The organism is Paenibacillus wynnii (assembly GCF_030812855.1).
Lineage (GTDB): Bacteria > Bacillota > Bacilli > Paenibacillales > Paenibacillaceae > Paenibacillus_AQ > Paenibacillus_AQ wynnii_A.
Window position 1 is genome coordinate 219,524 of sequence record NZ_JAUSTK010000003.1, and the last position, 13,581, is coordinate 233,104.

Annotated in this window: 10 protein-coding genes, 1 pseudogene and 1 other annotated feature; of the genes and pseudogenes, 1 reads left to right on the top strand and 10 read right to left on the bottom strand. The window is 45.7% G+C overall.

Annotated features, from left to right (window positions below; genetic code table 11):
- Positions 1-25: 25 nt before the first annotated feature.
- The 3 genes from J2T20_RS04975 to J2T20_RS04985 all read right to left on the bottom strand — a co-directional run bounded on the left by J2T20_RS04975 (position 26) and on the right by J2T20_RS04985 (position 3,794).
- Positions 26-2,674, bottom strand: a complete 2,649-nt coding sequence (locus tag J2T20_RS04975) for a ComEC/Rec2 family competence protein (protein ID WP_307586159.1) — start codon at positions 2,672-2,674, stop codon at positions 26-28.
- An 81-nt stretch (positions 2,675-2,755) separates the two neighbouring features.
- Positions 2,756-3,274 (bottom strand): deoxycytidylate deaminase, encoded by a 519-nt coding sequence (locus J2T20_RS04980; protein ID WP_307586161.1) that lies wholly within the window; start codon positions 3,272-3,274, stop codon positions 2,756-2,758.
- A 55-nt stretch (positions 3,275-3,329) separates the two neighbouring features.
- Positions 3,330-3,794 carry a ComEA family DNA-binding protein gene (locus tag J2T20_RS04985; protein ID WP_307586162.1) on the bottom strand — a complete coding sequence of 155 codons (465 nt, stop codon included), beginning with the start codon at positions 3,792-3,794 and terminating at the stop codon, positions 3,330-3,332.
- A gap of 146 nt (positions 3,795-3,940) precedes the next feature.
- On the opposite strand from J2T20_RS04985, the gene comER reads away from it, so the two are divergent.
- On the top strand, positions 3,941-4,792 hold the full coding sequence (gene comER, locus J2T20_RS04990) for a late competence protein ComER (RefSeq protein WP_307586164.1): 852 nt from the start codon (positions 3,941-3,943) through the stop codon (positions 4,790-4,792).
- Between the two features lie 84 nt (positions 4,793-4,876).
- On the opposite strand, the gene leuS is transcribed toward comER, so the two are convergent.
- The 7 genes and pseudogenes from leuS to J2T20_RS05025 form a co-directional block, all read right to left on the bottom strand.
- Entirely contained in the window at positions 4,877-7,327 is a 2,451-nt protein-coding gene (gene leuS, locus J2T20_RS04995) for a leucine--tRNA ligase (protein ID WP_307586279.1), read from the bottom strand.
- 141 nt (positions 7,328-7,468) lie between these two features.
- Positions 7,469-7,729: a binding site (T-box leader), on the bottom strand.
- Between the two features lie 74 nt (positions 7,730-7,803).
- Positions 7,804-8,871 carry an AI-2E family transporter gene (locus J2T20_RS05000; protein ID WP_307586165.1) on the bottom strand — a complete coding sequence of 356 codons (1,068 nt, stop codon included), beginning with the start codon at positions 8,869-8,871 and terminating at the stop codon, positions 7,804-7,806.
- 172 nt (positions 8,872-9,043) lie between these two features.
- Complete coding sequence (locus J2T20_RS05005; RefSeq protein ID WP_307586167.1) at positions 9,044-9,253, bottom strand: hypothetical protein; 210 nt, start codon at positions 9,251-9,253, stop codon at positions 9,044-9,046.
- A 14-nt stretch (positions 9,254-9,267) separates the two neighbouring features.
- Positions 9,268-9,789 carry a PRC-barrel domain-containing protein gene (locus J2T20_RS05010; RefSeq protein WP_307586169.1) on the bottom strand — a complete coding sequence of 174 codons (522 nt, stop codon included), beginning with the start codon at positions 9,787-9,789 and terminating at the stop codon, positions 9,268-9,270.
- Positions 9,790-9,820: 31 nt separating this feature from the next.
- Positions 9,821-10,972: a cysteine desulfurase family protein gene (locus J2T20_RS05015; RefSeq protein ID WP_307586171.1), complete on the bottom strand. Its 1,152-nt coding sequence runs from the start codon at positions 10,970-10,972 to the stop codon at positions 9,821-9,823.
- A 144-nt stretch (positions 10,973-11,116) separates the two neighbouring features.
- Positions 11,117-11,314 (bottom strand): hypothetical protein, encoded by a 198-nt coding sequence (locus J2T20_RS05020; protein ID WP_307586173.1) that lies wholly within the window; start codon positions 11,312-11,314, stop codon positions 11,117-11,119.
- A gap of 760 nt (positions 11,315-12,074) precedes the next feature.
- A pseudogene (locus tag J2T20_RS05025) lies at positions 12,075-13,531 on the bottom strand (IS1182 family transposase).
- Between the last annotated feature and the right edge of the window lie 50 nt (positions 13,532-13,581).

The following is a 13,581-nucleotide window of genomic DNA, read 5'->3' on the forward strand; positions in this document are numbered from 1 at the left end:
CTTTGCTTTAGTGACTAGAGGACTCCTAATTCACCTTATGCCGTACTCGAATAATTCCCTTATGTACTTCCATCTGAATCTCGCCCTGCTGATCCGTACGTAATATAGGTATCTTGTTTGCAGCTAACCGATCCAAAACCTCGCCGCTAGGGTGCCCATATAGATTATTGACTCCAGCAGATATAACCACAGTTGACGGGTTCCAATATTTTAACCAACCGTCACTGTTGGAGCTTTTGCTTCCGTGGTGTGCCGCCTTTAAAACGTCAACATGCTGTTGTGAGGATGCTGAATTGTTGGAATCCCTCTCTATAATCATTTCTTCCGCTTCTTTATCCATATCCCCCGTGAACAAAAAATGGCTGCCATTCATACTCAGCCTGAATACAACAGAATCATGGTTTTGCTCCTCCAACACGGGAAGAACACCCGGCTTGCCTCCCTCTTCCAACTCCGGCCACAAAAAGGAAAGCTCTGTGTTCCTATCCGGCGAGACCTTCATTCCCTGATGAATCCCGTACAGCTGTACATTACGATCCAAGGCTGTCCTCATCAGCTTTATGTAAGGTTCACCCTCTGCAATCGTTCCATTGAACAGTAACGCGGAGACGGGGATTCCCTCCAGCACAGCCTGCAGGCCTCCTGCGTGGTCCTGATCCCCATGTGTCAGAATGATCGCATCCAGACGGTGAATACCGCGCTTTTTAAGTAAGGGCAGCAGCACTTTAGCACCTACCTCGAATGGACTGCGGCGGATACGCCATTCTTCTTTTTCACCAAAGCTGATCGTTCCCCCGCCATCTACAAGAATATTAGAACCTCCCGGGGTTGTAATGAGAATACTGTCGCCCTGCCCTACATCAAAGTAGCTTATCGCTCCGTTACCGGAATAGTTCTCGGGCTGGTAGCCTCTATAGATCAGTAATGCGAAACACAATATCAGCAGGGATACTGAACCCGGACTCCAAAGTAAAGGAAGCAAATTGGGGTAAGGGAAAGAAGTGTCAAAGTTAGGCAGTCTGGTTCTTCCTCCGTCTGACAGCAGATGGGGATGAAGCCCCGCAAGCGGCCTCGTCTCATCCTCCATATACAACGGCAAATGTGTATAGCGGTTTTCGAGTAGTTTTTTACATGCATACAGCAAACCATATAATAATAAGTAATACGCACCGATCCAATATAGCGAAGGGGATTGCCAAATCGTCACCCCGACTGACCAGCCGTTCATCCATTCCACCGCATTAAAAGTAAGGTTGTTAATCCACTCCGCAACAGTGGCCAATAGGTTGGCTGCCCCTCCCCAAAGCCTTCCAAGAAGTAGAACAGCCACACCTAACGGCAGGACGACAAAAGTGATGAGTGGAACCAGCAAGAAATTAGCCGCAATCGAAAGCAATGAAAATTGATTGAAGTAATAAATCGTTAACGGGAAGGAGACCAATTGGGCAATCAAAGTAACTGCTATAGCACCTCCTAACCAACGGGGCAATCCTGTCAGTAGGGAGCTGGCTAGAGGCACATAAGTCATTAATCCCAGCGTCACCAGAAAGGATAGCTGAAAGCTGACACTAAGTAAAAAGTACGGATTCCAGACCAGCATCAAAAGTGCAGACGCACTTAGAATATTCAAACCATCTTTTAACACTCCTGCACGGGCCGCCAACAACGTAATCATGACCATAATTCCAGCACGGATGACTGAGGGACCCGCTCCAGATAAAAGCACGTACACCGGCACCAGAAGCAGAACAAGGGTTTGAGCCGTTTCCTTAGTCAGACGTAGAAACCGCATCAGTATAAATAAAAGGACGGCTACAAAGACCGCTACGTGCATACCTGAGATCACCAAAATATGAGTTAATCCCAGTTGAGAGAATTGCCTGAATGTCTCCGGGTCTAAATCCTGCTGGATTCCGATGACAAGGCCCTTCATATAGCCGGCGTTGCGCTTTTCATATAATCGATCCATTTCCTCACTTAGGGCAGCTCTTAATCCATCATTCCAGCGTAAAAGGGTCGTTAAGCTCCAGGAGGTAGGTTGTACAGCGTCCACTTGTTGGGTCCCATTAACTTTTAGAATCCAATGAATTTCCTTCGCCAGCAAATAAGCCTGATAATCGAAGCCTCCAAAATTCCTAGCCGCCGAGGGCTGCACCAGTAAACCGCTTAAAACCACTTGATCCCCTCTGCGCCACTTTGCCGCCACCATAATCTCAGGTTCAGCTTCCAGCTTGACCTGGACAATCACCTTTTCTCCCTTCACCTTCACCCACGCTCCATTTGTTGGTGGTGTTGGAAACGGAGGGCTGGACATGCTTATAATTCTTATTGTAAAATCCACTCGGTCACCGTCCCGTTCAACCGTTGAAATAATAGATCCCTCAGCTTGGACTGGAATTTCCTCGGCACGCTCCACTGATTCCAATACTAAAGATGCCGGGAGAGCAGTCACATTATGTCTCTCAGTCCACTCCCAGTACACACCAGCCAATATAAAAGCTAACCCTAAGACAGCTATGTATTTCCAGCTCAATCCCCCCAAGATCGCCCAGGCACCCAGTAGTAGTAACCCACCAGCCCACGCCACTAACAGAGAACTGCCTGATACTCCGCAAGCAACGGCGTTTCCGGCTACCCAGCATACAGTGAAGCTCATAAGTGGTCTTCTTTTCAAAACAATCCTCCTCAATAATGCAAAAAGAACCCCTGTCTTCGCAGCGAACTGCGTTAACAGAGGTTCCTCCTCCGGATCTAACTAATCTTTAATTGTGATCATAGTTTCCTGCGGCGGTTCGTAGCTCTCCAATTGACGAAAAACAATTCCTTGAGATGCCATCATCGACCGAACCTTCTCCATATCCTTACGATACGGACGGTAATATACGATTTCTACGACACCGCTGTTAGCCAGCATATTCGCGCAGGTCCAGCAGGGCTCGTCCGTTACATACACAGTACTTCCTTCCCTGTCACTGCGGTCTGTAAACAACAACAGATTCTGTTCGGCATGAATCGTACGTATGCAGCGTTGTTTCTTCACCATTGTCTCAGTACCGTCTACCAGTTCCATTTCATATTGCTCTGAAACCATACATCCGGCCTCTGAACAATCCGGCACCCCCATGGGAGCTCCGTTGTAGGCAGTACCCAGCAGCTTTTTGCCCTGAACCAGCACAGCCCCGACATGACGACGGGTACAACGTGATCGGGTTGAGACCATGCAGGCAATATCCATGAAATAAGTATCCCAATTTTTACGGTTGGCTTGCGTCATTGTTCAATCTCCATCTTTTCGAGAATAAGTTGTTAACTATTGTATCATATCCCCTTTAAAACGAAACCATGGGTTTCAGCTTTTCCAGCATTTTAGGTCCAATTCCTTTCACCTTTCCCAGATCGGACATTCCCTTAAAGGGTCCGTGGCTTTGGCGGTATTCAAGGATGGCTTGCGCTTTCTTGGCTCCAATGCCCGGCAGCTCCATTAACCCGTTTTGTTCTGCTGTATTTACATTTACCTTACCCTCAGATGCCGGGGCCACAACTTCCCCCTCTTTTGAAGAATCAGCAGCCTTCATGTCTGTGTTGGCCTCATCAAGGTTCTGTATAGGTTCTACCGCAATTGTGGCTTTGTTCTGGGTCCCGCTGGACTTATCTTCAGCAAGGGTTCGTTCAATACTTGAATTCAGCGTTTCCCATCCGGCGATACCCTTGTTTTGTCCGTTTCCGCTATACCATAATAGTCCGGTGCCAAGCAGTGCCGCTGCAATACCGATGCTTATAGTTCTTATATTCACCGCATATTCCTCCTTATTATGAGATACCCTATTTTCTTTCATAACTTTTACCGCATTAACCTGACATGTGTCCAAGTCTATGCCGCATACATTTAACGAAGAGAATTCATGCCAAAAGGATAAGTATGGAAGGAGGGAACCACAGGATGAAGGTGGGATTTATCGGAACGGGCAGTATGGGCAGCCTGCTGATTGACGCCTTTCTTTCTTCCGGGGCATTGCAGCCTCAGGAAGTACTTGCCAGCAATCGGAGCCCGCACAGATTGGTTCAGCTTGCGGAACGCCATCCGGGAATGTTGATATGTGGTAGCAACAGTGAAACTGCGACCCTGAGTGATATTGTTTTCTTATGTATCAAACCTATGGAATTTAAAGCGATAACCGATGAAATAGGCCCTCTTCTGCATAAAGATCAAATAGTAGTATCTATTACGAGTCCTGTTCAGCTGTATCACCTGGAGTCTGTTCTGCCATCCAAGATTGCCAAAGTCATCCCTAGCATTACCCATCGTATGAAAGGAGGCTCCTCTCTTTGTGTATTCGGAGAACGACTGAGTAAAAAAGATAAGCTTATGCTGATTCAGCTATTGTCATTTATCAGCGTTCCGGTCGAAATTAGCGAAAATCATACCCGAATTGCCTCAGACTTCTCCAGCTGTGGACCTGCATTCCTGAGCTATTTCATTGAACGATGGATAGAAGCTGCAGTCGAAGCGACAGGCATCAATGAATCACTGATTAGTACGCTGGCGGGTGAAATGATGTTAGGCACTGGAAAACTTCTGACCAAGGGTGACTTCACCCCGCAAATGCTTCAGGAACGTGTAGCCGTTCCCGGCGGCATCACAGCTGAAGCGTTGAGTCATCTCCGTTGTAGTCTGGAAGGTGTCTTTGAACGTCTAATCACCACTACGCATGACAAATATGACGAGGATGTCTTTAAGCTAGATATGTTGTTCGGAAGGGACGGTATTGTCCAAAGTCCAGTGGACCGTTAATCCGGGATTACCTTCTGTTCCCAGGAAAACAAAAGCCCGCAGCACGGAATAATCCGTTGCTGCGGGCAATCATGCGTTCTTCGCTTAACCCACTACGATATTTACAAGCTTACCGGGAACTGCAATAATTTTGCGTACAGTTTTGCCTTCTACAGCTGCACTTACATTCGGAAGTGCCAATGCATGGGCCTGCATTTCCTCTTGACCCATACCTTGTGGTATCGAGGCACGCTGGATAATTTTGCCGTTCACCTGCACGACGATTTCAACTTCTGCATCCACTGTCCATGACTCATCGTAAGAAGGCCAGGCTACATAGCTGATGCCCCCTTCATGTCCAAGCAACTGCCACAATTCTTCTGAAAGATGCGGTGCCAGCGGAGATAACATTTGCACGAAATTCTCCATCGCTTCACGCGGGAGTGTATCCTGTTTGTAGGCATCATTCGTGAAAATCATCAATTGGCTGATCGCTGTATTGAAACGTAGGCTTTCGAAGTCCTCTGTTACTTTTTTAAGCGTTTTATGCCATGTCCGTTTGAATTCGTCACTGCCGCCATTGTCTGTAATCTTGGCATTAAGACTGCCATCCTCATTCACGAACAGACGCCATACACGGGACAGGAAGCGGTGAATCCCTTCCGTTCCTTTTTCATTCCATGGCTTGGTGGCTTCCAGCGGTCCCATAAACATTTCATACAGACGGAGTGTATCCGCACCATATTCGTTTACGATTTCATCCGGGTTGATGACATTCCCGCGGGATTTACTCATTTTCTCGTTATTCGTTCCGAGAATCATACCTTGATTGACCAGTTTGTAGAAAGGCTCCTTAGTCTGTACAACTCCAATATCATACAGTACTTTGTGCCAGAACCGGGCATAGAGCAAGTGAAGTACAGCATGTTCAGCTCCACCGATGTACAGATCTACGGGTAGCCATTCCTTTTGCTTGTCTGGCGCACATAGCTCACGATCATTAAGCGGATCTATGAAGCGCAGGTAATACCAGCAGCTGCCTGCCCATTGCGGCATTGTATTGGTCTCACGACGTGCTTTCATTCCCGTTTCTGTATCCACGGTTTCTACCCAATCCGTTACATTTGCTAATGGAGATTCACCAGTACCAGAAGGTCTGATCTGATCTACGTCCGGCAGCAGCAATGGAAGCTGGTCTTCCGGCACTGTCTTCATTGATCCATCTTCCAGATGCAGAATTGGAATAGGCTCACCCCAATAACGCTGACGGCTGAATAACCAGTCACGGAGGCGGTAGGTCACTTTGCCTTTGCCGCTTCCTTTTCCCTCCAGCCAAGAGATCATCTTTGCAATGGCTTCTGCATTTTCCAGTCCATTCAGGAAGTCGGAATTAACGTGCGGTCCATCTCCTGCGTAGGCCTCTTCCACGATGTTCCCGCCTTGCACAACCTCCAGGATTTCCAGACCGAACTGCTTCGCAAACTCCCAGTCCCGCGTGTCATGACCTGGAACAGCCATGATTGCTCCCGTTCCGTATCCGGCCAGAACATAATCCGCGATCCAGATCTGTACCTTAGCGCCATTCACCGGATTGATCGCATAAGCGCCAGTAAATACTCCTGTCTTATCCTTAGCAAGGTCAGTACGCTCCAGATCACTCTTATGAGAAGCTTTCTCCTTGTATTCTGCCACAGCTGTACGCTGGCTTTCTGTTGTAATGACTTCTACCAGCTCATGCTCAGGGGCCAACACACAATAGCTGGCTCCGAACAATGTGTCCGGACGAGTCGTGAACACTGTCAGATTCGCTTCGTAACCTTCAATAGCAAAGGTAACTTCCGCTCCTACTGATTTGCCAATCCAGTTGCGCTGCATATCCTTGATGCTCTCGGACCAATCCAGTTCCTCCAGGTCATCCAGCAAACGTTCTGCATACTCCGTAATTCTCAGAATCCACTGACGCATCGGTTTACGGACAACCGGATGACCACCGCGTTCACTTTTTCCATCAATAACCTCTTCATTGGCTAGCACGGTTCCGAGCGCCTCACACCAGTTTACAGGAACCTCTGCTACATAAGCCAAACCGCGATTATAGAGCTGTATAAAAATCCACTGTGTCCATTTATAGTACGCCGGGTCAGTAGTGCTGATCTCGCGGTCCCAATCATAAGAGAAACCAAGCGATTTGATCTGCCGACGGAAATTGTCGATGTTCTTAAATGTAATTTCACGCGGATGCTGACCTGTATCCAAAGCATGCTGCTCGGCAGGCAATCCAAATGCGTCCCAACCCATGGGGTGAAGTACATTATAGCCTCTCATCCGCTTGTAGCGGGAAACAATGTCAGTAGCCGTATAACCTTCTGGATGGCCTACGTGGAGCCCGGCACCTGAAGGGTATGGAAACATATCCAACGCATAAAATTTCGGTTTCCCCGGGTCTTCACCTGTTTTAAAGGTTTTGTTCTCTTCCCAAAACTGCTGCCATTTCGGCTCCAGGTTCTGTGCCCGGTATCCAGGTCCGGCAGTTACACTTGCTTTATTGTCGCTCATCATAGGCTCCTCCTTGGAGTGTTGCTGTTAAGTTTGCTACCCTAGTTAAATATCATGAAACGTAAAAATATAAGGAACAAGTATGAAGTGAAACTTATACTTTCTTATATTTCAAAAAAACCTCCCATCCCTAGCGTAAACGCTAGGGACGAGAGGTTTAAATTCCCGTGGTACCACCCTAGTTAGCGGCTGAACATGCTTTGTTCTGCCACTCACTTTGCACCCTTTAACGGGGGTGAGGCGACGGCGTTCAACCAGCAGGTGTCCGCTATTGACGGATTCTGCAACATTTGCGCCGTTACTCCGAGGTGAGTTCATTCCGCTCCGTCAACCGGCTCGCACCCAGCGCCGGCTCTCTGTATTGACGATTTCGAAATTAATGCTCCTCATCAACGATAAATATATTCACGATGCTAATCGTAATATTCCACAATATTATATACAAAAGCTGCAGCCCCAGTCAATGTGAATGTTCCCTAGACATGTTTTCTTTTCATATAATAAGCTATAAAGTGCTGAAGAACCACTTTACCTGCTGCAAATAACGGTACCGCCAGAATTAGACCTACTATGCCAGCCACTTCTCCACCCACAAGCAGCGCAAATATAATGAGTAAAGGATGCAGATGGAGAGTCCGGCCCACGACCTGCGGGGAGATAACATTGCTCTCAAGCATTTGGCACAAGGTATTCACAACCGCAACCAGCAGAACCAAACGAAAGGAAATGGTCGACGCCATTACTATTGCAGGGGCCGCCCCCAGAAAAGGGCCCAGATAAGGCACAATATCGAATAAAGCCACCACGCAGGCAAAAAGCAGGGCATATGGCATACCAATTAACGCATAGCCGATATAAGCAAGCACCCCGATAATTATACAAACCAGAAACTGTCCGCGGATGTAGTTCCCCAGTGCCTCGTCTATATCTTTTAACATTGTAACAATGGATTTACGCCGGGAACGTGGCAGACACGACACTACGGTTCGTTCGAATACATCAAAATCCTTCAAGATGTAAAACACCAAAAACGGGACGATAAACGCGTTAAACAGCAAATTTATGGTGGATCCGATATTATCAAGAAAATGGGATATCCCTGTTGCAAGACGGTTTTCAAGTTGAAAAAACCAGTTGTTCATCCCCATTTCCACACCTGGGGGAATTAAACGGGTATTCATATTGCGCATCAGACTTTGGGCATGCAGTGTCATTTCAGGTAAGTGTTCATTCAACTCCTCAAGCTGAGTGATAAACATTGGAATAAGGTTGATGGCTATTACCGCTAACGTGGTTAAAAAAACAGCGTAAATTAAAAGCACTGCAATACTTCGCGGCATTTTGCGGGCGGCCAGCATACTGACAACAGGATTAAGCACATAAGAGATAATCATAGCGGCCAAAAAAGGCGCCAGAATGGCTTTCAAAAATAAAAAGATATACTGCAGCATCGGACGAAGCTGCCAAACAAAGTATAAGATAATCAAAGTTAAGAGTACTCCGATCATTGGGCGAAGCCACTTACTTTGGGACCATTGCTCCATTCCGTTCCCTCCTGCGGCTAAAACTGGACTGGCTTTCCTAAATAAGTATATGTAAGGCTGCTGCAAAATAACCATCATCACAAAAAAACGCCTAATACCTCACTGTTATAACAACAGTAAGGCATCAGACGTTTATTGTATGTACCCACACTTCTTAATAGTTTACTAAAGATTAAGATGACGCGTGGATATGAGGAAATTCCTGTACGTATTCCTCTCCGGAGAACAAATCGTCGAGAGAACTGAGTGTGCCGTCTTCTTCAACTTGATAAACCGACATTTTCTCGCCGTTTACCGTCAATTCGATGAAACAGCCCCAGCAATAGAACTGGTGGGAGCCGATCTTTCCGATATCTTTGGAGTTGCAGTTTGGACACTTCATATAAAACATTCCACCTATCCGTTAACAATATTAATGGCTTTTTGTAGCCGTTCTTCGCTCATTGCCGGAACCAATAATGCATTCTCCCCAATGGACATATCTTCAGAACAAGGCAGCCATTTGCGGCCTTCGATTAAATCAGTCACTAATCCATCACTGATTTCCAGCGCTACTATTGTATTTCCCATCTTTTGGTCAAAATAAACATCGGATATTTTTCCAATGATCGCTCCGGCAGTAGTTACTACCTGCAAATCCTTCAATTTATTCTTCCCCAGAAGAAAAGTATGGGGTATGTTGTCTGAATCAGCCTTGTCAATGGACTCTTTACTGGCAATCATGACAGCATCTTCACCGTAGGCAACGATGTCTTTCCATGCTACAACTTTCACATGACTAGTGAAGAAAGATTTACTTTCAAGTTCAATACCCGTAATATTCAAGTTTGAATCGACAATACAGTCGACAATTGTGCCAATTTCTTGACCTTCTTCTACCTCAAATACAGCTAGTCCTATCATATCCTGAAGTTTCATATCGGTTAGTCCCCTCGCAAAGGAAAATACCTTAGTCTCTGTTACGTAGCCTCTTCAAAATAGTTTCAACTTTTTGGGCAACGTATTCCATTTGTTCACTAGTATTACCCAAACCCGTGCTAAATCGAATCGCAGAATTCAAAAGATTTGATGAGAGACCCATAGCTTTCAATACATGGGATATTTCCAACGATCCGGAGGTGCATGCTGATCCGCTGGCTGCGGAAATCTTCTCCATATCCAAATTCATGAGCATGACATCCGTTCTTACTTCAGGGAAGCTTAAGTTTATTATATTCGGTAGGAAATGATTGGAGTTTCCGTTGATTGTATAGCTTTCATTCCCGATACGAATATCCAGTTCCCCGAGCAGCTTTTTCCGCAATGCTAGCGAATCCGCCTGTTTCTGTTCCAACTCTTGTACAGCCAGTTCCACCGCTTTGGCAAAACCTGCGGCACCGGCTAGATTCTCCGTACCCGCTCGGCGTCCGCGCTCCTGAAGACCTCCATGCTGCCTTGGATGAATGGGTGCCCCTCTTCTTACATACAGACCACCGATGCCTTGAGGCCCATTGATTTTATGTGCGCTGAAGCTCATATAATCTACTGGAATATCACGAAGGGAAATCGGCAGCAAGCCTAATGCCTGTACAGCATCTACATGGAACAAAACTTCTTTACTTGCCGCCAGCTCACCAATCTCAGCAATGGGCTGCACCGTTCCGACTTCATTATTGACAAACATTACACTAATTAGTACCGTATCCGATCTCAGAGCAGTCCTAACATCATCAACACTAACTAATCCAGTAGAATCAACCGGAAGGTAAGACACACTAAAGCCTTCCTTTTCTAGCATCTCAAAGGTATGTAAAACAGCATGATGTTCTATTTTCGTGGTAATGATATGTTTTCCCTTCTCAGAAGAGGATGCTACCGCACCAAATATTGCCAAGTTATCGCTTTCTGTGCCCCCGCTGGTGAATACCCACTCTTCCGGGGAACAACCCAAAGAGGAAGCGATAACATCTCTCGCCCCGTTTATAATCTTTTTAGCTGCACGGCCAAAGGAATGCACACTGGATGCATTTCCGAATTGCTCTGTCATTATTTTCAACATAATACCAGCCACCTCGGGATGCACCGGAGTGGAGGCGGCATGGTCCAAATAGATAGGTTTCATGGTTAGGTCTCCGCTTCTAGACTTCTTTAAAATATAAGAAAATCGTTCGGTCTCCTTTATATCATACCCTTTAATCAGTATCAACACTTTAGTGCTCTGTTATTTATTTAGAAGAACTGTAATAATTAGAATGTAGTCAGAGTTTCATCCCGCATGTTTCACTTTAGTTGGCTGCCAAGCGAGAATATTATCGATCCGGAAAACACGCGGAGAACCACTCGACAGACAGGTTGCCCGAAGCATGCCATCCCGCATGCTTTTTATTTCGATTTTACGCTGCGTGATCTTCCCAACTTTGTCTACATAAACAATCTCGACCATTTGACCCACATGCATCTTCATTACCAGTAACCTCCCAAAGTAAGAACATTTGTTTGTATTATACCCAAACGGATGTTCGTTATGCAATGGTAAAATGAGTAATAAGACCAGTTAGTGAAGATCTTAAGTTTTCTGTACTCATGTAACGATAAACTTCAGGTGGATTACGCTCCAGTAACCGATATGTCCAAGTTTGTCCAGTTCCAGCTTGCTGGTTAGAGTCTAATATCGCGGCGAATGAAGTTTAGAGGGAGAGTTTCCCTCTAAATCATAAATAAAATCTTATAATCAACATTTAGAGGGAATTATTCCCTATAAATACAAGAAATCCACCCATTTCGAGGTTTTTTGAGGCTACAACTTAAATTTAGTGGGAAATTTTCCCTCTAAATAACTCAATAGGTGCTTATTTCTCGAATTAGTAGGAAAAATTCCCTTTAATTTCCTAACTTCAAGAAGAGGCAGCACCAAATAGATGTATCATCCATCATCTCTATAACTTTCCGCATCACCGTAACATTCCTTCTCTGTAACACCTCGCACCCAAGAATAGATTTACAAAATACTACTATTTGTCCAGCCGGAACCACAAATCCCCCATCTAACGCAGCATTCCCTCAGCTCCACACAAAAAAACACCCCGCCATAAGGGAGGCCACTGAAGAACTTACGGATTTGAGGATTTCTAAATCGTAAGCTTAAAAAAATACGATACCTACCCTGTCATTTGGGTAAGCGTCGTATTTTTTTGCATGGCTATACCTTGTTTGTTCCATATTTCTTAACCGATCATTTTCAATATTTGCTTTAGATTAACCGCGAATATGGCCATTGCGACTTGGAGTTCCATGCCCATTAGACCCGAGGATGTGGCTACATCATACCCGTGTCTATGTTTGAGTTCACTGTTCTTGGCTTCAATCTTGTAGCGTTCCTTTGCTCGCTCTTTGAAGTACTCAGTTTCTTCAAACGCCATTTGCTCAGTGTGCTCAGCGGATTTTATGCTCACCGAGTACGTTTTGCTTTTTGACCCCTCTTTATAACATCTCTCTTGCAAAGGACATCGCTTGCATTTCTCCACATCGAAGTGGTAGGTGTTTGTTTGGTTTTTACCAGTGCCCTTCTTGCCTTGACGCGCTTTCCGGACCGCCATATGGCCCGCCTTGCACACATACATACCCGCGTCTTTATTAAACTGAAACTCATCCTCTTTCTTACGAGCACCTTGTGTAATAAGGGGGTTGAGTTTGGCGACAAGTTCAATTTCGTTATTTTGGGTATACGCAATGTTCTCTTTCTCCGAGTAAGCCGTATCCCCGATCACTGTGTTAACTTCCATCCCGGCTACCTTGCTTTTCTCAATCAACGTCTGTAGTTACTTCCCGTCATTCTTCTCGCCTGTAGTGATAATCGCCGCAGTTATAATCCGTTCCTCGGTCATGGCAATGTGGGTTTTGTATCCAAAGAACGAGGAATCCACACTCTTGTGACCTACCCTTGCATCCTGGTCTTCCGAGATACGCAGCTGTTCCAGGTCATCTTCTACCGTTTCTTTCAGTAGGTTTAATGGTTCTTTTATCTTGGGAAGCGCGCAGATCCCGCCTTCTGTTTCGAGTATGGCGATGAGTTTTTGACAGTAGGCGATTTCGTTCTCGAGCACATCGCTTGTGTTTTTTGCTGGTAACTTGGCTTTCAGGGACTCATCCGCCATGTAGACCGCTTTTCTCAGTTTCCGGGAACGATCCAGCAAGATTTCACGAGGGGATTTCTGGTTGTAGCGCGCTTTCGTATGGGTCGCATCCACAATTATAGCTTTGCTTGTGATAATGCCCTTTTCCAGCGAAATTTCGACTGTTTTGCCAATAAGCATGTCGAGGAGATTCATGTCTTTAAGCCGCAGTTTTCGGAACTTCGTTAATGAGCTAGCGTCAATTACCGCAACTTCCGGCGCCATATCAAGAAAATACTTGAACGACATATCGTACCGAGAGCGCTCGACAATATCTATGTCGGATAGTTCAAAGATCGCTTTCAAGAGCAGGTACTTGAACATGCGAATTGGATCGATCGCATTTCGACCGTTATCTAGACAGTAGCGCGCCTCGCCTTCAGCTCTTCGTAGACAAATGAGAAGTCGACCAACTCATTGATTTGCCGCAACATATTATCCTTGGGAATGATTAAGTTATAAAGTTCTGTATATGGACTAAGCTGCATGGATTGTTGTTTTCGAAACATTGGGCTCACCTACTTAGGTTTATAACCTAATTATACAGAGAAAAAAGGTA

Bases quoted from the DNA above. Each gene is read 5' to 3' on its own strand.
- J2T20_RS04980 (WP_307586161.1), bottom strand. From the start codon at position 3,274: ATGACGCAAGCCAACCGTAAAAATTGGGATACTTATTTCATGGATATT.
- comER (WP_307586164.1), top strand. From the start codon at position 3,941: ATGAAGGTGGGATTTATCGGAACGGGCAGTATGGGCAGCCTGCTGATT.
- leuS (WP_307586279.1), bottom strand. From the start codon at position 7,327: ATGAGCGACAATAAAGCAAGTGTAACTGCCGGACCTGGATACCGGGCA.
- J2T20_RS05000 (WP_307586165.1), bottom strand. From the start codon at position 8,871: ATGGAGCAATGGTCCCAAAGTAAGTGGCTTCGCCCAATGATCGGAGTA.
- J2T20_RS05005 (WP_307586167.1), bottom strand. From the start codon at position 9,253: ATGAAGTGTCCAAACTGCAACTCCAAAGATATCGGAAAGATCGGCTCC.
- J2T20_RS05010 (WP_307586169.1), bottom strand. From the start codon at position 9,789: ATGAAACTTCAGGATATGATAGGACTAGCTGTATTTGAGGTAGAAGAA.
- J2T20_RS05015 (WP_307586171.1), bottom strand. From the start codon at position 10,972: ATGAAACCTATCTATTTGGACCATGCCGCCTCCACTCCGGTGCATCCC.
- J2T20_RS05020 (WP_307586173.1), bottom strand. From the start codon at position 11,314: ATGAAGATGCATGTGGGTCAAATGGTCGAGATTGTTTATGTAGACAAA.